Source organism: Bradyrhizobium sp. 1200_D9_N1_1 (genome assembly GCF_052075915.1).
Taxonomy (GTDB): domain Bacteria; phylum Pseudomonadota; class Alphaproteobacteria; order Rhizobiales; family Xanthobacteraceae; genus Bradyrhizobium; species Bradyrhizobium diazoefficiens.
This window is the reverse complement of sequence record NZ_CP197226.1, coordinates 7,370,467-7,390,044: the sequence shown is the minus strand read 5'-3', so window position 1 is coordinate 7,390,044 and position 19,578 is coordinate 7,370,467. Positions and strand designations below refer to the sequence as shown.

19 protein-coding genes are annotated in these 19,578 nt (G+C 64.4%); 15 read left to right on the top strand and 4 right to left on the bottom strand.

Features of this window, described 5'->3' with window-relative positions; translation table 11 throughout:
• Positions 1-121: 121 nt before the first annotated feature.
• The gene (locus tag AB5K84_RS35265; protein WP_038967379.1) at positions 122-1,264 is read right to left on the bottom strand and encodes a hypothetical protein; all 1,143 of its coding nucleotides are present in this window, start codon (positions 1,262-1,264) and stop codon (positions 122-124) included.
• A 2-nt stretch (positions 1,265-1,266) separates the two neighbouring features.
• On the bottom strand, positions 1,267-1,968 hold the full coding sequence (locus tag AB5K84_RS35260) for a FecR family protein (protein WP_038967380.1): 702 nt from the start codon (positions 1,966-1,968) through the stop codon (positions 1,267-1,269).
• A 51-nt stretch (positions 1,969-2,019) separates the two neighbouring features.
• Here AB5K84_RS35260 and AB5K84_RS35255 point away from each other — a divergent pair, with 51 nt between their 5' ends.
• The 6 genes from AB5K84_RS35255 to AB5K84_RS35230 all read left to right on the top strand — a co-directional run bounded on the left by AB5K84_RS35255 (position 2,020) and on the right by AB5K84_RS35230 (position 6,612).
• Positions 2,020-3,450, top strand: coding sequence for a phospholipid carrier-dependent glycosyltransferase (locus tag AB5K84_RS35255; protein WP_011085199.1), 1,431 nt, complete (start codon positions 2,020-2,022; stop codon positions 3,448-3,450).
• 42 nt (positions 3,451-3,492) lie between these two features.
• Positions 3,493-4,557 (top strand): IS630-like element ISRj1 family transposase, encoded by a 1,065-nt coding sequence (locus tag AB5K84_RS35250; protein WP_011084514.1) that lies wholly within the window; start codon positions 3,493-3,495, stop codon positions 4,555-4,557.
• Positions 4,558-4,666: 109 nt separating this feature from the next.
• The gene (locus AB5K84_RS35245) at positions 4,667-5,269 is read left to right on the top strand and encodes a PAS domain-containing protein (RefSeq protein WP_197982522.1); all 603 of its coding nucleotides are present in this window, start codon (positions 4,667-4,669) and stop codon (positions 5,267-5,269) included.
• Between the two features lie 7 nt (positions 5,270-5,276).
• Complete coding sequence (locus AB5K84_RS35240) at positions 5,277-5,546, top strand: PAS domain S-box protein (RefSeq protein ID WP_082901024.1); 270 nt, start codon at positions 5,277-5,279, stop codon at positions 5,544-5,546.
• Positions 5,543-6,400 (top strand): ATP-binding protein, encoded by an 858-nt coding sequence (locus tag AB5K84_RS35235; protein ID WP_011085202.1) that lies wholly within the window; start codon positions 5,543-5,545, stop codon positions 6,398-6,400. The genes AB5K84_RS35240 and AB5K84_RS35235 overlap by 4 nt, the downstream gene beginning before the upstream one ends.
• Entirely contained in the window at positions 6,400-6,612 is a 213-nt protein-coding gene (locus AB5K84_RS35230) for a hypothetical protein (protein ID WP_236842197.1), read from the top strand. Before AB5K84_RS35235 ends, AB5K84_RS35230 begins: the two co-directional genes overlap by 1 nt.
• Positions 6,613-6,783: 171 nt before the next feature.
• Here the strand turns inward: AB5K84_RS35230 and AB5K84_RS35225 are convergent, their stop codons facing one another.
• Entirely contained in the window at positions 6,784-7,425 is a 642-nt protein-coding gene (locus tag AB5K84_RS35225; RefSeq protein ID WP_011085204.1) for an OmpA family protein, read from the bottom strand.
• 324 nt (positions 7,426-7,749) lie between these two features.
• Here AB5K84_RS35225 and AB5K84_RS35220 point away from each other — a divergent pair, with 324 nt between their 5' ends.
• The 4 genes from AB5K84_RS35220 (at position 7,750) to AB5K84_RS35205 (ending at position 11,297) form a co-directional block, all read left to right on the top strand.
• Positions 7,750-9,138 carry a caspase family protein gene (locus AB5K84_RS35220; RefSeq protein WP_038967381.1) on the top strand — a complete coding sequence of 463 codons (1,389 nt, stop codon included), beginning with the start codon at positions 7,750-7,752 and terminating at the stop codon, positions 9,136-9,138.
• 255 nt (positions 9,139-9,393) lie between these two features.
• On the top strand, positions 9,394-9,639 hold the full coding sequence (locus tag AB5K84_RS35215; RefSeq protein WP_028175072.1) for a hypothetical protein: 246 nt from the start codon (positions 9,394-9,396) through the stop codon (positions 9,637-9,639).
• A 121-nt stretch (positions 9,640-9,760) separates the two neighbouring features.
• Complete coding sequence (locus AB5K84_RS35210; RefSeq protein WP_038967382.1) at positions 9,761-10,015, top strand: hypothetical protein; 255 nt, start codon at positions 9,761-9,763, stop codon at positions 10,013-10,015.
• Between the two features lie 115 nt (positions 10,016-10,130).
• The gene (locus AB5K84_RS35205; RefSeq protein ID WP_011085206.1) at positions 10,131-11,297 is read left to right on the top strand and encodes a winged helix-turn-helix domain-containing protein; all 1,167 of its coding nucleotides are present in this window, start codon (positions 10,131-10,133) and stop codon (positions 11,295-11,297) included.
• Here AB5K84_RS35205 and AB5K84_RS35200 read toward each other — a convergent pair.
• Complete coding sequence (locus AB5K84_RS35200) at positions 11,282-11,722, bottom strand: ribosomal maturation YjgA family protein (RefSeq protein WP_038967386.1); 441 nt, start codon at positions 11,720-11,722, stop codon at positions 11,282-11,284. The genes AB5K84_RS35205 and AB5K84_RS35200 overlap by 16 nt on opposite strands.
• Positions 11,723-11,802: 80 nt before the next feature.
• Here AB5K84_RS35200 and AB5K84_RS35195 point away from each other — a divergent pair, with 80 nt between their 5' ends.
• From AB5K84_RS35195 to AB5K84_RS35175, 5 genes are all read left to right on the top strand, one after another.
• Positions 11,803-13,134, top strand: coding sequence for an MFS transporter (locus AB5K84_RS35195; protein ID WP_011085208.1), 1,332 nt, complete (start codon positions 11,803-11,805; stop codon positions 13,132-13,134).
• 296 nt (positions 13,135-13,430) lie between these two features.
• On the top strand, positions 13,431-14,537 hold the full coding sequence (locus AB5K84_RS35190) for an efflux RND transporter periplasmic adaptor subunit (RefSeq protein ID WP_011085209.1): 1,107 nt from the start codon (positions 13,431-13,433) through the stop codon (positions 14,535-14,537).
• Positions 14,538-14,809: 272 nt separating this feature from the next.
• Complete coding sequence (locus AB5K84_RS35185; RefSeq protein ID WP_011085210.1) at positions 14,810-17,947, top strand: efflux RND transporter permease subunit; 3,138 nt, start codon at positions 14,810-14,812, stop codon at positions 17,945-17,947.
• A gap of 34 nt (positions 17,948-17,981) precedes the next feature.
• Entirely contained in the window at positions 17,982-18,581 is a 600-nt protein-coding gene (locus tag AB5K84_RS35180; protein ID WP_011085211.1) for a TetR/AcrR family transcriptional regulator, read from the top strand.
• Positions 18,582-18,701: 120 nt separating this feature from the next.
• Entirely contained in the window at positions 18,702-19,325 is a 624-nt protein-coding gene (locus AB5K84_RS35175; RefSeq protein WP_028175067.1) for a flavin reductase family protein, read from the top strand.
• The last annotated feature ends 253 nt before the right edge of the window (positions 19,326-19,578 follow it).

The window sequence follows — 19,578 nt, the reverse complement described above, 5'->3', positions numbered from 1 at the left end:
AGGGTGGGCAAAGGCGCTATTGCGCCGTGCCCACCATCTGTCCCCAGTTGAGAGAGGAGTGGTGGGCACGCTTGCGCTTTGCCCACCCTACGAGACCGGGGCTGCGCGTACCAAGCCGCCGCTAATAATTAATCCTTAGCCCCACGCCGCCGTGGATGGTGTTCCCCACCGGCTGCGGACCCAGCGTGCCGTTCGCAAACAAGTCCACGATCCAGCCCTTCTGCACGCGGAAGCCGAGGCGGCCGCCATATTCGAACCAGCCCTGGTTGCCCATGGTCGGCACCACCATGCCGTCGCCGGTCACGGTGGCGACGATGCCGCTATGGCTGGCGAACGACTGCACCCAGCCGCCGTTGATGTTGGCCTCGATGTTGCTGCCGAAGAGATGCGTCCACTGGCCGCCGATCTTGACCAGGCTGGTGCGGTCGGTGCCGGTCGCGATCGTGGCGTCGAACGGATTGAACGCCACGGCGCTGTCCGAATAACCGGACACGCGCTGCCAGAGCTGCCAGACCTCGATTGAGGCGGCGACCTCGTCGCGCGGCGAGATGCGGCTCATCCAGCCGGCGCGGCCGTAGACGGCGTAGTTGGAGGCGTTGGTGGAGCTCGTGACGCTCACCGGGCCGAGGCTGGTGTTGTAGCTGCGGGTGTAGCGCGCCTTCTCCCACGGCGTCAGGATCGTGCCGATGTCGAAGAACGGGCGCGACGAGCCCCAATCGGTGAAATCATAGCGCAGCGCGAAGGCGCCGATCGGTGCGCTGGTGATGTTGTAGCCACCCTCGCTGTATTGCGTGTAGGCGATGCCGGCGAGCAGCGACAGATTGTTGGTCAGCTCCTTGCGGCCGTGGATGCCGGCCGAGAACGAGCCGGCCGAGCCGAACGCGCTGATGCAGTCGCTGCAATTGACCTGCTCGTTGACGCCGAGCAGCACCGTGCCGAGCACCCGGTTGGTGATCATCTGGTTGAAGCGCTGGTTGGCGAGACCGCCGATCGAGTTGCCGCTGGAGTCAGCGCCGGTCGGCGTCGGGCTCGGCGCGGGATACGGACTCGGCGACGGATACGGGCTCGGTGACGGATACGGGCTCGGGGACGGCGCCGGCGAGGGCGAATATGTCGGTGACGGGGTGGGCGTCGGTTCGCCGCACTCGGACTCGCAGGCCGCCTGCGCAGCCGCTGGACGGGCATCGAACGCGACGAGCGCAAACGCAGCCATTGCGGTCAGCACGCCGGCGAGAATGAAGCGCCTCAGGTGGAGTTTCGCCATCGTCACCGTCCGCACAGCATGCCGTCGTCATGGACGGCGGGCGTGATGGTCGGCGAGGCGTTGGCATATTGGTTGACCGAGCATAGCCCGGCATTCGCGGCGCAGGTCGCGGCAAAGGTCCAGGGCGGCGTGTTGGTCTTGGTGATGCTGACCTTGCCGCCCGTCGAAGTGATGACCGCGGTATCGCCGGGCTGGGTGAGCTGCACGCACTGGAAGCTCGTCGTGCAGACGCTGGCCGCGCCGTCCTGAAGCACGACGACGGACCGGCCGCGCTGGGACAGGATGTCGAGCGTGGTGCCGCGCACGCCGATGGTCGCGAGCGGCGTCGTGATCTTGTAGGCGGTCTTCTCGGAATGTCCGGTGACGAAGCGGAATGCGCCTGTCGTCATGCGGATCGCGACGTCGCGATAGCTGTGCTCGTCGTTGAAGACGGTGCGGTCGAGCTTCAGCGTGGCGCTGGGACCGAGCGACAGATTGGTGCTGTCGGCCATGACGAAGCGCGCCGCGCTGTCGGCGCCGGTGCGCACGGTCTCGTCGCGCAGCATGCTGTCTCCGACGCTGATCGGCGTCGTGGTCGCGGCGACGCGCACCACCTCGTTCTGGATCACGACGGCTTCGCCGACGCGCGTCTGCGCCTGCGCGCAAGGCGCCGCGCACACTACGGCCGACAACAGAGAGAGGAAAAGCCAGAAACGCAAATTCATTTCGCAACCGATCGATGTGTCCCTGATCGTACCGGATCGCGCGCGCTTGCGATGTGGCGAAATTATCACAAGCGGCGCGGGACATGCGCTATGCTTAGTGACAGTTGCGGCAGAATGCGTTCAATGAAAAGCGTCATCCATAGTTTTCTCCGCGGTGAAGCAGATTTGCCACGCAAAACATCCCCACAAAAGCCGCTTGAATTGCCTGCGGTTCCGAAGATGTCGCGGAGCGCAGTGATTGCTGTCGCAATTTTCCTGATGGCGCATCTGGCGCTGCTGATCGGTCTTACCGCGCCGGAGAAGTTCGTTTTCGACGAGGTGCATTACGTCCCGGCGGCGCGGCAGATGCTTGCGCCGGTGATGTCGCAGCCGATGCTCAATCCGATGCATCCGCCGCTGGCCAAGGAGCTGATCGCCGCGTCGATTGCGACGTTCGGCGATAACGCGCTCGGCTGGCGCTATCCGGCGACCTTGTTTGGCGCGCTTGCGATCGTCGCGATCTATCTGTGCGGCCTCGCGCTGTTTGCCGCGCAAGGGCCCGCGATCGCCGCGGCGCTGATCGCGGCCTTCAACCAGATGCTCTACGTGCAGGCGCGCATCGCGATGCTCGACATCTTCGCGCTCGGCTTCGGACTGCTCGCGACCGCCGCCTTCATGCATGGCTTTCGCAGGGAACGGCCGCATGCGCTGTTCGCGCTCGCGGGCGGCCTGTTCGGCTGTGCTGCGGCCTGCAAATGGAGCGGCCTGTTTCCGCTCGGCATCTGCATCGTCATCGTCGCGGTGATCCGCCTGATGCAGGGCTGGCGCACGCTGTTCGCCGACGCAAGGCCGGACGATTGGTATCGGCCCGACCTCTGGCCCGACTTCAGGGCGCCGCATGTCGCGCTCTGCTTCGCGGTGCTGCCGGCGATGACATATCTTGCCGCTTTCATTCCGCTCTATGGATTGTCGCTGCCCGATCTGATCGAGGGGCAGCGCCGGATCTTTGCCGACAACACCACCACTGCGATCGCCGGCCACACCTACATGAGCTCGTGGCCATCCTGGCCGCTGCTCGCCCGCCCGGTGTGGTTCCTGTTCGACAAGACGGCGGAGGACAGCGTGTCGGCTATCGTCTTCCTCGGCAACCCGCTGGTGCTGTGGCCGGCGCTGGCCGCGCTCGCGATCGTGCTGCGCGACGTCGTCGTCGCGCGCCGCTGGGACGCGTTCCTGATCGCGGCGTTCTATTTCGGCCCGTGGCTCGCCTGGGCGCTGCTGCCGCGCACGCTGGGTTTCATCTACTATTATCTGCCGGCCGCGACCGCGGCGTCGCTTGCGCTGGTCTATGTGCTGCGCCGGAACGGCCTGCCGCGCTGGCTGCTGTGGGCCTATGTCGGCCTCGCCGCGATCGGATTTGCGATCATGCTGCCGATCTCCGCAGCCTTCATCGGAACGTCGATGCAGGGCTTCAACCGGCTGATGCTGTTCCAGAGCTGGATCTAGTACCCACTTTTCTTGGAACGTGAGTCGTGATTCAAGGTCGGGATGATACCCGAAGCAAGAGAAGTCCACCTTTCGAGGAAAGATCGCAAGGTGCTTGAGGCGTGCTGTCGCTCACCGGTGACGTTGCAGCGCGATTTGAAGCGGGCGCGGATAGTTCTGTTGGCGGCGGATGGGCGCAGCACCCGGTCGATCGCCAAGGAAGTTGGGGTCCAGCCGCGGATTGTCAGCCTTTGGCGGCATCGCTATGCCGACCATGGCCTTGAAGGGCTGCAAGACAAGCCGCGGCCTGGCAAGCAGCCGATCTATACGAAGACGACCGACAAGCGGATTCTGAAGCTGCTGGATAAGCCGCCACCGCAAGGGTTTGCGCGCTGGACCGGCCCCCTGCTGGCCGAGGCGCTGGGCGATGTCGATGTCCAATATGTCTGGCGGTTCCTGCGCAGCCACAAGATTGACCTGGTGGCTCGCAAGTCCTGGTGCGAGAGCAACGACCCGAACTTTACGGCCAAAGCCGCCGATGTTGTCGGCCTCTATGTCGCGCCGCCGGCGAAGGCCATTGTGCTGTGCGTGGACGAGAAGCCCTCGATCCAGGCTTTGGAGCGAGCGCAGGGTTATCTGAAGTTGCCCAATGGCCGCGCCTTAACCGGCCAAAGCCACGATTACAAGCGGCATGGCACCACAACATTGTTTGCGGCGCTCGAAGTCGCCACCGGAAAGATCATCGCGACCCATTCAAAACGCCGGCGCCGCGTCGAGTTTCTCGATTTCATGAACAGCGTCACCGCGACTTTTCCGAACCGCAAGCTTCACGTCATCCTCGACAACCTCAACACCCATAAAAAGAACGAGGACTGGCTCAAGGCCCACCCCAACGTGCAATTTCATTTCACGCCGACAAGTGCGTCATGGCTCAATCAGGTCGAAGTATGGTTTTCCATCTTGCAGGGGCAGTCGCTCAGCGGCACCTCCTTCACGAGCCTCAAGCAGCTTCAGGAACACATCGATGCCTACGTCAACGCATACAACGACAGAGCCGAGCCCTTCGTCTGGACCAAGAAAAAGGTCCGTCAACGCCGTTTCAAAGGCCGCCGTATCACTCAGCTCTGATTCCGGGTACTAGTGCCCGCTCGCGTGCATAGGCCCGGTAGAATTCTCTTGCCTGAATCAATCAGCGCGTGTGGACTGGCCGCGATCTTCGGAATCGGAGAGGCGGCAGGTGGGAACGGCGGAGCGCATCGCCAGACCGGATCAATCCAACGCCGACTGGCTGCGCGCCGTCGTCGATACCGCGGTCGACGGCGTGATCCTGATCGACGCCCGCGGAACCATCCTGATGTTCAATCCGGCCTGCGAAGGCCTGTTCGGCTATTCCGCGGACGAGGTGATAGGCCGGAACGTCAAGGTCTTGATGCCGCCGTCCTACCGCGACGCTCATGACGGATACCTGCACAATTATCACACGACCGGCGACCGCAAGATCATCGGTATCGGCCGCGAGGTGGTGGGTCAGCGCAAGGACGGCTCGACCTTCCTGATGCATCTCTCGGTCGGTGAGACCAAGCGGGCCGGGGAAGAGTCGATCTTCGTCGGCATCATTCACGACCTCACCGGGCGCGAGCGGGTGGAGCGGGAGCTGCGCGAGAGCGCGGCACGGCTGCGCGCGGTCGTCGATACCGCCGTCGATGGCGTAATCCTGATCGATTCCGACGGCATCATCCTGAAGTTCAATCCGGCCTGCGAGAGCCTCTTCAAATATCACGCCGACGAGGTCCTCGGAGAGAACGTTCGGATGTTGATGCCGGAGCCCTACCGCTCATGATGGTTATATTCGCAATTTCGTCGCCACCGGCGAGAAGAAGATCATCGGCATCGGCCGCGAGGTGGTGGGCCGGCGCAAGGACGGCTCGACCTTCCCGATGGATCTTTCGGTCGGCGAGGCCAAGCAGGACGGCTCGTCCATCTTCGTCGGCATGATCCATGACCTGACTGATCGCAAGCGTACCGAGGCCCAGCTGATGCAGGCGCAGAAGATGGAGGCGGGGTCGGGCAGCTCTCCGGCGGCATCGCTCACGATTTCAACAATCTCCTCACCGTGATCGTCGGCAACGCCGAACATCTGGCCGAGCAGTTGGTGGCGCGAGGGGATTTGAAGCGGCTTGCCGACGACATCTGTAGCGCCGGCGAGCGCGGCGCGGAGCTGACGCAGCGCCTGCTCGCCTTCAGCCGCAAGCAGCTGCTGCGGCCGGTGGAGACCGAATGCAGCAAGCTCGTCGAGTCCATGCACAAGCTGCTGCGACGGACCCTTCGCGAGGATATCGAGATCTCCACGAATTTCGATCCCGCGCTGCGGCAGGCCTTCGCCGATCCGGTGCAGCTCGAATCGGCGATCCTCAACCTCGCGCTCAACGCTCAGGACGCGATGGTATCAGGCGGGCGCCTGACCATCTCGACGGCGAACGCATCGCTCGATGTGGGCGATCACAACACGCATCCCGACGTCGGGCCGGGCGAGTATATCGTGATCGCCGTGACCGACACCGGTTCCGGCATGCCGAGGCGGGTGCTGGAGCGGGCGTTCGAGCCCTTCTTCACCACCAAGGAGGTCGGCAAGGGCAGTGGGCTCGGGCTCAGCATGGTCTACGGCTTCGTCAAGCAATCCAACGGCCATGTCACGATCTACAGCGAACCGGGCCTGGGGACGACCGTGCGGATCTATCTTCCGGCCGTGCTGGCGAAGACGCAGAGCGCGCCGCTGGCGGTCGAGAAGGACGTGGTGCAGAGCGGCTCCGAAACCGTGCTGGTGGTCGAGGACGATCCGTTCGTCCGCTCCTATGCGGTGATGAGCCTGGAGAGCCTGGGCTACAGGGTGATCTCCGCGGTCGACGGAAGGAGGCGCTCCAGACGCTCGCCGCAGCGCCGCACATCGACCTGCTGTTCACCGATGTCGTGATGCCCGGAGGCGTGAACGGCTGGGAGCTTGCAGGGCTCGCGCGCAAGGCAAGGCCCGAGATGCGCGTGCTGCTGACGTCGGGTTACGCCCTCGAAACACTGGCGGCGAACGGTCACGTCCGGCAGGGCGCCCCGATCCTTGAAAAGCCTTACCGCAAGGCGGAGCTTGCGCGCTTGGTGCGGGAGGCACTCGCCGCAGCGGTGCCGGTCTGAGCCGGGGTCCGCCTGCCGCGCGGGCGGCGGGCGGTGGGTCGGCACTACAGCGCGATGAGATTGAAATGAATCGTCATCGCGCTGTAGTTCATTGTCTGAGCATGGTCTTTTCGGAAAGCCGCTGCGCACTTTGCGCTAGCGCGGCCCTCCGGGTCCGGATCATGCTCTAGATCATTTCGACGCGGTCTTGGTGTCCATGTTGACGACCTGAACGCGGCGGTTGATCGGGTCGGCGCCGTTGGCGGTATCCTTCAGCTTGGTCTTGCCGTAGCCGACGGTGACGAGATCGGTGCCGTTGAGGCCGTAGTTCTGCACCAGGTACTTCTTGATGGTGTCGGCCCGACGTTCGGAGAGCCCTTGGTTGTACTCTTCGCCGCCGATCGCGTCGGTGTGTCCGGCGACCACGAAGGTCGAGCCCTTCAGCGCCGGGTCGGAGAGCGCCTTGCCGAGCGCCTGCACCGACGGCACCGACGTCTTGGCGATGTCGGCCGAGTTGTAGTCGAACTGGATCTCCAGATCGATCTTCGGCTTGGTCGCAGCCAACTCGGCGATCTGCTCGCGTTCGCCGGTCGAGAGCGACCGGGTCGAGCGGTTGCGCACGGTGTTCAGGAACGTCGCTTCCTTGGCCTGCACCGCCGGATCGGCCTGCGGACCGGCGGACAGACCGCGGGTCACCGGCTTCGGCTTCAACGCATCCAGGATCTTGTCGGAAGAGATGTTGTTGTCGCCGGCCAGTGCCAGGCCCGCCGTCATTGACAGCGCGGCCGTGAGCGTAATCGCCTTCAGTGCAAAAAACTTATCAAAACGGGTCATTGTGGTATCCTCGCTGTTACGCCTGATGACGATTTGATGCTGCGAGCATAGGGCAGGTTCAAAGCCCCCGATGTGATCCTGGTCACGGTGGCTGCAGGAGCCTGCGGGCTCATCCTAGCGCACTTTGCGCCGTTTCGGAGTGCGCGACCGGGCTGCTTTGCTTCCGGAGGGAAGGTCAGGCTCGGCAGGCCAGCAATTATCGTCGCGTCTTCTTTGAGGCCGGTTCGATCCTTCACGACCCAAACGTGATCTAAATCACATTTCTCTTCCGTGGAAGAGATCACACTGGGGGCGTCGGTGGTTCTTGATCTCTGGAGAAAGACCATGCGTTTCCTGATCGCGGCAGTGTCCTTCGCAGCCTTCGTCTTCAGCGGTAACGCGGCGTTCGCCGACAAGCGCGTTGCCTTCGTGGTCGGCAACGCCGCCTACAAGAATGTCCCACAGCTTCCAAACCCCGCGATCGACGCCAGGTCGATGGCACGGGTGCTGCGCAATGTCGGCTTCGACGTGGTCGAGGGCAGCAACCTCAGCCGCGACGCCATGACGGCGAAGCTGCTCGAGTTCGGCAAGAAGAGCGAAGGCGCCGATGTGGCGCTTTTCTTTTATGCCGGCCACGGCATCGCTGTGAACGGCACCAATTACCTGCTGCCTGTCGACGCCGACCTCAAATCCGAGATGGACGTCAAGCTGGGCGCTGCCATCAACGTCGATCTGACGCTGGAGCAGACCATGGCGGATGCCAAGGTGAAGCTGGTGTTCCTCGATGCCTGCCGCGACAATCCCTTCGCCGCAAAGATCCGCTCGGCCAGGGCGACGCGGTCGGTCAATGTCGCGAGCGGCCTTGCCGAGATGAAGTCGGGCGAGGGCACGCTGATCGCGTTCGCAACCGGCCCCGGCCAGACCGCGCTCGACGGCGAAGCCGGCACCAACAGCCCGTTCACCCGCGCGCTTCTCGCCAATATCGCCCAGCCCGGCATCGAGATCCAGCAAGCGATGACCAGGGTCCGGGCCCAGGTCAACGACGAGACCAACAAGGCGCAGCTGCCTTGGGGCCACACCAATCTCACCGGCACGGTCTATCTCAATCCGGCGGCCATGGCAGCGCCCGATGCCGCAGCGTCGGCATCCGTCGTCGCGCAGGCCGGCGAGGTCGAGCTCGAGTTCTGGCGCTCGATCAAGGACACCAACAAGGTCGAGGAGCTCAACGCCTACCTCACCAACTATCCGAACGGCACCTTCAAGCCGCTGGCGCTCGCCCGCATTGCCGCGCTCCAGGACGGCCCCTCGACGACGACGCGCAACCTCACTGCCGGCGTCGATCCCGCGACCTTCACGGATACGGCCGACCAGGTCTCCGAAGACCAGATCGGTCTCGACAAGAACCAGCGCCGCGACGTGCAGCGCCGCCTCACCGGCCTCGGTTTCGACGTCAGGGCGACCGGCAAGTTCGACGAGGAGACTCGCACCGTGATCAAGCGCTGGCAGGCGGCGCGCGGCTATCCCACGACCGGCTATCTCAACAAGCTTCAGCACAAGGCGATGCAGTCCGAGATCGTCTCTGCCCGCGTTACCGCCTCCGACGAGTCCGAGGACGAACTCGCCCGTCGCCGCGCGTCCGGTGGTGGCGGCCGCCGTGCTCACGGCGGTGGCGGTGGCATGGGCGGGCCGGGCGGCTTGTTCGGCCACATGATGGGCGGCCTGTTCCGGCGGTAGTTCGGCGAACGGCGATGCGTGAAGGCAGCTCGATCCCGGGCCGCTTCCGCTTTGGAAACCCTTGCACACCGATGGCCGCAAAGCCGTCTCCGCAGGGCCCGCTCGCGAACAAGAAATCGGCCAGATGCAAGCCTAGCAGAGTTCTTCGCCATCAACCGCAGACGAAGGGGAGCCGAGTTCCATCCAGTGCCGAGGCCGAGTGATTATCAGTCCTATCGCAGCGGCCCGCCGGATCGGTCTGTGTCCCTGAGCTCCATGCCCATCTATATCGGCGCGGCGATGATCGCGGTGGCGATCCTGCTGTCGACCCTGATCACGGGCCTGACCTCCCGCTATGTCGGCCTCGACGGGCCGAACGACGAGAACATGTGGCTGGTCGACCGTCTCACCGGCAACGTCTACCGCTGCCAGGCGGAGGGGCGCGGCAAGGCCTCGTGCGAGCCCGATATCGCCACCGGTAGCCTCAGCGATCGGCCCAGAGCGCCGAAAGACGGCCGTTGAGGCCCTTCGTCTTCGCAGCGCAGCAAGAAAATTGTCTTCGCCGCGAAACGTCCGCGCGAGAGAATACGTAATTGCGAAGGCCGGCATGACGCCGGTTTCGTTTTACGGAGGAGACTTTTCCATGAAGATGTTGCTCACGACCGCAGCTTTTGTCGCGTTCACTCTTTCGTTGTCTCCCGCCTCCGCCGCCATGATGGCGTGCACCGGCGAGAACATGATGAAATCGACGGCCATGATGATGGGCACCGCCGACACGCCGGCCAAGATGGCGGCCAACAAGGAAATGGCCATGGCCAACACCGACATGAGCAACGGCAAAATGAAGAGCGGCTGCATGCATTACATGAAGTCGCAGAAGGCCATGATGGCGAAGTAGGCCTCGTTCATGCCGAACGGCCGCGCTGTCAGCAGATGGCAGCGCGGCATTTTCTTTTGTTGCTCCTGGTCCGCTGCTTTCTCCCGGTGCGAATCCCGCTACATTGCTTCCTGCAATGTCACGCGCGCCCAAACCGATCCCACTCACCACGACACAGGCCCGGCAGATCTGGCTGCACGCCCAGCGGCTTGATGAGCGCACCCCGTTCGGCGAGGGTGCGCAGGCCGTTGCGGATGCGACCGCTCATCTCGGCTACGTGCAGATCGACACCATCAACGTCATCGAGCGCTGCCACCACCACATCCTGTTCAGCCGCATTCCGTCCTACCGCCGCGCCGATCTGCGCCAGGCCCAGAGCGTCGACAGGAGCGTGTTCGAATACTGGACCCATGCGCTATCCTACATCCCTTCGAACGATTTCCGCTTCTTCCTGCCGGCGATGCGCGAGCACCGGCGCGAAGGGCACAAATGGTTCGCCTCGGTGAAGCCGGCCGACACGCGCAAGGTGATGCGGCTGGTGCGCGCCGCGCCGCTGACGATCCGCGACATCGAGGACGACGTGCTCACCGAGAAGGAGCATCTGTGGCAGAGCCGCAAGCCCTCGAAGCGCGCGTTGCAGCTTGCCTTCTACACCGGCGCCGTGACCATCAGCGAGCGCCAGGGCATGCTCAAGACCTACGAGCTGATGACGCGCCATTTCGGCTGGGACAAGCTGCCGAAGCCGGCATCGGCAAAGGACATCACGGCCTATCTGCTCGATCGTGCGCTGCGGTCGCAGGGCGTGGTGAGTCTCGATTCGGTCTGCCATCTCGACGCGCCGAGCAAGAAGGCGGTCGCGCGCCTGATCGCCGCGCGCGTCCGTCGCGGCGAGCTCGTCCCTGTCGCGATCGACGGCGCCGGCAAGCAGGAGCATTGGGGGGCGCCCGCGGTGCTGGAGGCCGGCGGTGAGGGGCCATCGCCCGATCTCGTCCACATCCTCTCGCCGTTCGATCCCCTGATCATCCAGCGCAAACGCACCAGTCTCATTTTCGGCTACAACCATCTGTTCGAGGCCTATGTGCCGAAGGCCAAGCGCAAGCTCGGCTATTTCGCGCTTCCGGTGCTGGTCGGCGACGAGATCGTCGCCGCGCTCGATCTCAAGACCGACCGGCAGGCGAAGAAGCTCCTGATGCAGAAATGGACCTGGGTCGGGGAGGGGAGGAAGACCGCGGGGCGCAAGGAGCTCAAGCGTGTGATCGAGGAAGAGCTCGATCGCTTCGAGCGGTTTCAGCTGGCGGATTGAGCGAGGCTGCGCCTCTCAACGAGCCGATCGATCCAGACGCCGAACGCAATCCCAGCTGCGTAGGCGACCAGATTCCACAGCGAGAACATGCGTCCGAGCAGCAGCGCGCCGGCGGTGGTCAGCCGGAACGCATCGAGCCACGGCGTGTGCACCAGCCGGGAAAATTCGACGACCACCGCGATCGCCGCCGCGATGGCTGCAAGCTGCATCCGCGACAGCCTTGGCAGCAAAACCCCGACCAGCACGAACACCATCGTGGCCCACAACAGCGAGCCGCCATACTTCACGACGAAGGCGGGAAGGCCGAGCGGGAAGCCGTACCAGCGCAGGGACAGTCCGCAGGCGATCACGACCAGCGCCAGCCCGGCCCGGACCAGGGATGTCCGAAGCGGCGCTATGGGTTTGACCGGCTGCGCCCCATGCATTGCTTGCTCCATTGACTCTTTCGCGGCGATGCTCAAAACCCCGGATCAGCCCATAAAAGCAACAACCCCGGGGGGAAGCCATGAGCCAGACCACGACCTATGCCGGTTCCGCCGGCACAGCCAAGACGGAAATCGAGACCTCGACCATCCGCGCCATCTCCTGGCGCCTGATCCCGTTCCTGGTGCTGGCCTACTTCTTCTCCTATCTCGACCGCGTCAATCTCGGCTTCGCCGCGCTGACCATGAACGCGGAGCTGAAATTCACGCCGCTGATCTTCTCCTGGGGCGCCGGCATCTTCTTCATCGGCTATTTCATCTTCGAGGTGCCGAGCAATCTGGCGCTGGAGAAGTTCGGCGCCAGCCGCTGGATCGCCCGCATCATGGTGACCTGGGGCATCATCTCGGCGCTGATGGCGATGGTCAGCGGCGTGACGAGCTTCTACGTCCTGCGCTTCCTGCTCGGCGTCGCCGAAGCCGGGTTCTTCCCCGGCATCATCCTCTATCTCACCTATTGGTATCCGGCCGAATATCGTGCCCGCTTCCTCGCGGCCTTCGCCATCGCCGTCCCGGTGTCGACCGTGATCGGTGCGCCGGTCTCGGGCCTCTTGCTCGGGCTCGACGGCGTGATGGGGCTGAAGGGCTGGCAGTGGCTCTTCATCATCGAAGGCATCCCCTCGGTGCTGCTCGGCATCGTCACCTGGTTCTACCTCACCGACAGGCCGGAGAAGGCGGATTGGCTCTCGGCCGAGCAGAAGGCCTGGCTCAAGGCGAAGCTCGATTCCGAAATCGCCGCCAAGCAGGCGGTGAAGCATCTGTCGCTCGGCGAAGCGCTGTCCTCGCCGAAGGTGATCGCGCTCAGCCTGATCTATTTCGGCTTCGTCGGCGCGCTCTACGGCATGCAGTTCTGGCTGCCGCAGATCGTGAAAGCGTTCGGTCTCACCAATGCCCAAACCGGCTTCGTCACCGCGATCCCGTATTTGTTCGGCACCGTCGCGATGATCCTGTGGGCGCGGCATTCCGATGCGACGCGCGAGCGCGTGATGCATGTCGGCGCGCCGCTGCTGCTCACCGCGGTCGCGCTCGGCGTCTCCTCCTATCTCACCGACCCCACCCTGACGATGGTGGTGCTGACGGTGGCCGCGATCGGCGTGTTCTGCTGCTTCGGCGTGTTCTGGACGCTGCCGACCGCCTGGCTCTCCGGCACGGCCGCGGCCGGCGGCATCGCCCTGATCAACTCGATCGGCAACCTCGCCGGCTTCGGCGGGCCGTATTTGATCGGCTGGGTCAAGGAAGCCACCGGCCAGACCTCGACCGGACTGCTGGTGCTCGCGGTGCTGCCCCTGCTCGCCGGCATTTTGGTGTTTGTCGGCGGCCACGACAGCAAGCACGAGTTCGCCGGGCAGGGGCGGTAGAGCGCCACTCACGACTGTGTAGCCTGGATTGCGCTGCGCCCCATCCGGGCTGCGAGCTGTCTCCTCCAACGTCGCCCTGGCGAAAGCCAGGGCCCATACTCCGCGGCTCCTCTTGGGGCACGCGGGGAGACGGCCTCTTCCAGCAACCGAGTTCAGGGTAATGGGCCCTGGCTTTCGCCAGGGCGACAGGGATCACCGCCCCTTAACGATCACGCTTTCCTGATGACTGACGATTATTGACTTTTATCAGTGATTAGTCGACATTCCTCTCATTGCAGTCGCAGGAGTGTCCTCCGATGTTCGTCCGGTCTGTTTTATCCAGCTATTCCAAGCTCTTGGCGGGTGTGTCGCTGGCCCTGATGGCCGCTGCGCTGGCCGGGTGCAATGACACCGTCGCCGAGAAGGCCGAGCCTCCGCGGCCGGTCCTGGTCGCGACCGCGCATTATGATGCAGAGACGCCGGAGCGCAGCTTCGTCGGCACCGTCAGGCCCCGGATCGAGAGTGATCTCGGCTTCCGTGTCGCCGGCAAGGTCGCCAAGCGCCTCGTGGAGGTCGGCCAGACCGTCGAGATCGGCCAGCCGCTCGCCACCCTGGACGAGGTCGACCTGAAGCTCCAGGCCGAGCAGTCCGTGGCCGAGCAGACCGCGGCGACCGGCGTGCTGGCCCAGGCCGCCGCCGCCGAGCAGCGCGCCAAGGATCTGAAGGCCAAGGGCTGGACCACGGACGCGCAGATGGATTCGAGCCGCGCCGCCGCCGATGAGGCCCGCGCACGGTTGAACCGGGCCGAGCGCTCGGTCGAGCTGACCAAGAATTCCCTTTCCTACGCGACGCTCAACGCCGACGCCCGTGGCGTCGTCACCGCAACGCTGATCGAGCCCGGCCAGGTGGTTGCCGCAGGCCAGGCTTCGATCCGTGTTGCCCGCTTTGCCGAGAAGGAAGCGGTCGTCGCGATCCCTGAGACGCTGGTCGGACGTGCCAAGTCGGGCGCCGCCAGCGTCACTCTTTGGTCGGAGCCGGGCAAGAAATATACGGCCAAGCTGCGCGAGATCGCGCCCACCGCGGATACCGCCACGCGCACCTATCTCGCAAAGTTCTCGCTGCCCGAGGCCGACGACAAGGTTTCGCTCGGCATGACCGCGACGCTGACGCTGTCGGACGCCGCCACCGAGCGCGTCGCGCGGCTGCCGCTGTCGGCGCTGTTCAACGAAGGCGGCAAGCCCTCCTTCTACGTCGTCGACGACAACGGCGCGGTGACGCTGAAGCCGGTGGTGGTGAAGTCCTACGAGAGCAACGACGTCATCATCACCAGCGGTGTCGAAGAGGGCGCCAGGATCGTCGCTCTCGGCGTGCAGAAGCTCGATCCGGGCCAGAGGGTGCGGGTCGTCTCGTCACTGTCTTTCTAGGGGCGCCCCGAAGGGCGAACTCTATGGTGCGCAATTGCGCACCTGAGAATCTCGAGATTCCGGGTCTGGTCCTTCGGACCATCCCGGAATGACAAGAGAAGTCGAGTTTCGTCGTGTGAGGTGAGTTTCGGCCCAAGCGCAAATGCTGGGGCTGAAGCGGCGAAGCGATCCAGAACCTGCCCAGCCCCCTGGATTGCTTCGCTGCCTCGCGACGACGGGTTGAACTGAGTGGCTGTCTTTTTTGCAACTGGATCGTCTTTTCGGAGAGAGCGATGAAGCGCTTCAACCTTTCGGCCTGGGCCGTCAGCCATCCGACGCTGGTCCTGTTCCTGATGCTCGTGCTCGGTGTCGCCGGCTTCTTCTCCTATCAGAAGCTCGGCCGCGCCGAGGATCCGTTCTTCACGGTGAAGGTGGTCAACGTCTCCGTGATCTGGCCGGGCGCGACCGCGCAGGAGATGCAGACCCAGGTCGCCGATCCCATCGAGAAGAAGATCCAGGAGCTGCCCTATTTCGAGAAGGTGCAGACCTATTCCAAGCCGGCCTTCACCGCGCTCCAGGTCACCTTCCGCGACTCGACGCCGCCGAAGGACGTGCCGTACCTCTTCTATCTGCTGCGCAAGAAGCTTGTTGACGTGCAGGGCCAGCTGCCCGCCGGCATCCTCGGACCCGTCGTCAACGACGAGTTCTCCGACGTCGATTCGATCCTCTACATGATGACCGGCGACGGCGCCGACTATGCCCAGCTCAAGAAGGTGTCCGAAGGCTTCCGTCAGCGCCTCCTGAAGGTGCCGGGCGTGACCAAGGTCGACGTCTACGGCAATCAGGACGAGCGCATCTTCGTCGAGTTCAGCCACGCCAAGCTCGCCACCCTCGGCATCACGCCGCAGGCGCTGTTCGACTCGCTTGCCAAGCAGAACAACGTGACCCCGGCCGGCACGGTCGAGACCTCCTCGCAGCGCGTGCCGCTGCGCGTCACCGGCGCGCTCGACGGCGCCAAGGCCGTGGCCGAGACCCCGGTCGAGAGCAACGGTCGCGTCTTCCGCCTGGGGGATATCGCCACCGTCACGCACGGCTATGTCGATCCGCCGAGCTTCGTCGTGCGCCAGGAAGGCAAGGCCGCGATCGGCATCGGCGTCGTCACCGCCAAGGGCGCCAACATCCTCGATCTCGGCAAGGAGGTCGAGAAGGCCACGGCCGAGTTCATGAAGGCGGTGCCGCAGGGCATCGATGTCAAGCTCATCGCAGACCAGCCCAAGGTGGTCGAGCACGCCGTCGGCGAGTTCGTGCACTCCTTCATGGAGGCGCTCGTCATCGTGCTGTTCGTCTCGTTCCTGGCGCTCGGCTGGCGTACCGGCATCGTGGTCGCGCTCTCCGTGCCGCTGGTGCTCGGCATCGTCTTCATCGTCATGAACACGATGTCGCTCGACCTGCACCGCATCACGCTCGGCGCTCTGATCATCGCGCTCGGCCTGCTCGTCGACGACGCCATCATCGCGGTCGAGATGATGGTGGTGAAGATGGAGCAGGGCTGGGACCGTATGCGGGCGGCATCCTTTGCCTGGGAATCCACTGCGTTTCCGATGCTCACGGGAACGCTGGTCACGGCCGCTGGCTTCCTCCCCATCGGCTTTGCCAATTCCGCGGTCGGCGAATATGCCGGCAGCATCTTCTGGATCGTGGCGATCTCGCTGGTCGCCTCCTGGTTCGTGGCGGTGATCTTCACGCCCTATATCGGCGTCAAGCTGCTGCCCAACATCAAGGTGCACCACAACCACGATCCGCACGCGGTCTATGAGACCCGCATGTATCGCGGTCTGCGCGCCGTCGTGCAGTGGTGCGTCAATCACCGCATCACGGTGGTGGTCGCGACCGTCGGCGTCTTCGTCGCCTCGATCGTCGGCTTCGGTCATGTCCAGCAGCAGTTCTTCCCGCTGTCGGAGCGGCCCGAGCTGTTCCTCCAGCTGCGCCTGCCGGAAGGCACGGCCTTCAACGTCACCGAGAAGGCGGTGAAGAAGGCCGAGACGCTGCTCAAGGACGACCAGGACATCGAGACCTATACCGCCTATGTCGGCCAGGGCTCGCCCCGATTCTGGCTCGGCCTCAACCCGCAGCTGCCGAACGAGGCCTTCGCCGAGATCGTCATCGTCGCCAAGGGCGTCGAGGCGCGCGAGCGCATCAAGGCCAAGATCGAAAATGCGGCTGCCGAAGGTTTTCTGTCCGAGGCGCGCGTCCGCGTCGACCGCTTCAACTTCGGTCCGCCGGTCGGCTTCCCCGTGCAGTTCCGCGTGATCGGTCCCGATGCCAACAAGGTGCGCGAGATCGCCTACCAGGTCCGCGACGTCATGCGCGAGAACAAGAGCGTCAAGGATGTCCAGCTCGACTGGAACGAGCAGTCGCCCTACCTCAAGCTCGTCGTCGACCAGGACCGCGCCCGCGCCATGGGCCTGACCCCGCAGGACGTGTCGCAGGCGCTCGCAATGCTGATCTCGGGCTCGCAGGTCACGACCGTGCGCGACGGCATCGAGAAGGTCGGCGTGGTCGCCCGTGCGGTCCCGTCCGAGCGCCTCGACCTCGGCGGCGTCGGCGACCTCACCATCACCTCGCGCAATGGCGTTGCCGTGCCGCTGCAGCAGATTGCCAAGATCGAGTACTCCCACGAGGAGCCGATCATGTGGCGGCGCAACCGCGACATGGCGATCACCGTGCGCTCCGATGTCGTCGACGGCGTGCAGGCGCCCGACGTCACCAACCAGATCACGCCGAAGCTGAAGGCGATCAAGGATCATCTCGAGCCGGCCTACCGCATCGAGCCGGGCGGTGCGTTCGAGGAATCCGCCAAGGGCAACGCCTCGATCTTCATCCTCTTCCCGGTGATGGTCATGGTGATGCTGACGCTCTTGATGATCCAGCTTCAGAGCTTCTCGCGCCTGATCCTGGTGTTCCTGACCGCGCCGCTCGGCATCGTCGGCGCATCCCTCGGCCTCAACGTCGCCAACGCCCCGTTCGGCTTCGTGGCGCTGCTCGGCCTGATCGCGCTCGCCGGCATGATCATGCGCAACGCGGTCATCCTGGTCGACCAGATCGAGACCGACGTTTCTCATGGCTTGACGCGCCGGGAGGCGATCGTGGAGGCGACCGTCCGCCGGGCCCGTCCGGTGGTGCTGACGGCGCTGGCCGCCATCCTCGCCATGATCCCGCTGTCGCGCTCGGCGTTCTGGGGCCCGATGGCGATCACCATCATGGGTGGCCTGTTCGTGGCGACCTTCCTCACACTCCTGTACCTGCCGGGCCTCTATGCCCTGTGGTTCAGGAAGAGCCTGGACGAGGCCGGCACCCCCGAGCAGCCTGCCGCGCCGCAGCATGGGAGCGATGACCCGCACGCAATTCCGCTTGCTGAAGCGGCTGAATAAGTGAGAAGAAGTGCTGATTGACGAGTCCTGACAGATGACACTGATTGCGGAACATATCGAAGGCGACACCCGGGATCGTATCCTCGAGGTGGCCGAGCGGCTGTTCCGCCAGATCGGCTACCAGAAGACCACGGTCGGTGACATCGCCAAGGAGCTCAGGATGAGCCCCGCCAATGTCTATCGCTTCTTCGAATCGAAGAAGGCGATTCACCAGGCGGTGGCCCGTTCGCTGATGGGCGAGGTTGAGATCGAAGCGCAGCGGATCGTGGCGAGGCCCGGTCCGGTGCTCCCGCGCTTCCGCGAGCTGCTCACCACCATCCATCGCATGAACACCGAGCGCTATGTCGGCGACAACAAGCTGCATGAGATGGTCGAGATCGCGATGCAGGAGGACTGGGACGTCTGCGTCGCCCATATGGAGTGCATTGCCGGGGTGATCGGCCAGATGATCGCGCAAGGCGCGGCCTCCGGCGAGTTCGAGGCCCCGGACCTGCAATTGGCCGCGCTCTGCGCCTCCACGGCGATGATGCGCTTCTTCCACCCCCAGATGATCGCCCAGTGCGCCACCAAGCCGGGCCCGACCATCGACCAGATGATCGATTTCGTCATCGCGGGTCTGTCGCCGCGTTACTGATCAATGTTTTGAGTTGACCGTCATTCCGGGGCGATGCGAAGCATCGAACCCGGAATCTCGAGATTCCGGGCTCGGTCCTGCGGACCGCCCCGGAATGACGGAAAACGGAGAAGCAAGCGCGTGACCGACAAAGACCTCTACTTCTACGAACCCTCCAAGGGCCACGGCCTCAAGCACGATCCGTTCAACGCCATCATTGCGCCGCGGCCGATCGGCTGGATCTCCTCCCGCGACACCAGGGGCCACGTCAACCTCGCGCCCTACAGCTTCTTCAACGCGTTCGCTTACGTGCCGCCGATCATCGGCTTCTCCTCCACCAACTGGAAGGACACGGTCGAGAACATCAAGCAGACCGGCGAGTTCGTCTGGAATCTCGCCACCATGGATCTTGCCAGGCACATGAACGCGACTGCCGCGCATGTCGCCCCCGAGGTCGACGAGTTCGAGGTCGCCGGCCTCACCGCCGTGCCCGGCAAGCTCGTCAACGTGCCGCGCGTGGCTGAGAGCCCGGTCGCCTTCGAGTGCAAGGTGTCCGACATCGTCCGCCTCAAGGGCGCCGACGGCAGGGAGGCCGATGCCTGGCTGACGCTGGGCGAGGTCGTCGCGGTCCATATCGACAAGGCCATGATCAAGGACGGCGTCTACCAGACCGCCGCCGCCCGCCCAATCGTCCGCGCCGGCCGCCGGGGCGACTATTTCGAGATCAAGCCGGAAAACATGTTCGAGATGGTCCGGCCGGATTAGGTCCGGCCACCGCTCTCTCCACACGTCATTCCGGGGCGACGCGTAGCGTCGAGCCCGGAATCCATACTCCCGATCGTGGTTATGGATTCCGGGTTCACGCTACGCGTGCCCCGGAATGACGGTGGCAAAAGCGGCTCTCCATCCCTCCCGGAACTGCCCCCACGCCTGGCCGTTATGGCCCCTGGGGCGGCCGCCCGGCCGCGTCAATTTCGCAGGGGAAGTGTTCACCTCCGCCAGCCACTTTCCGCTAAAA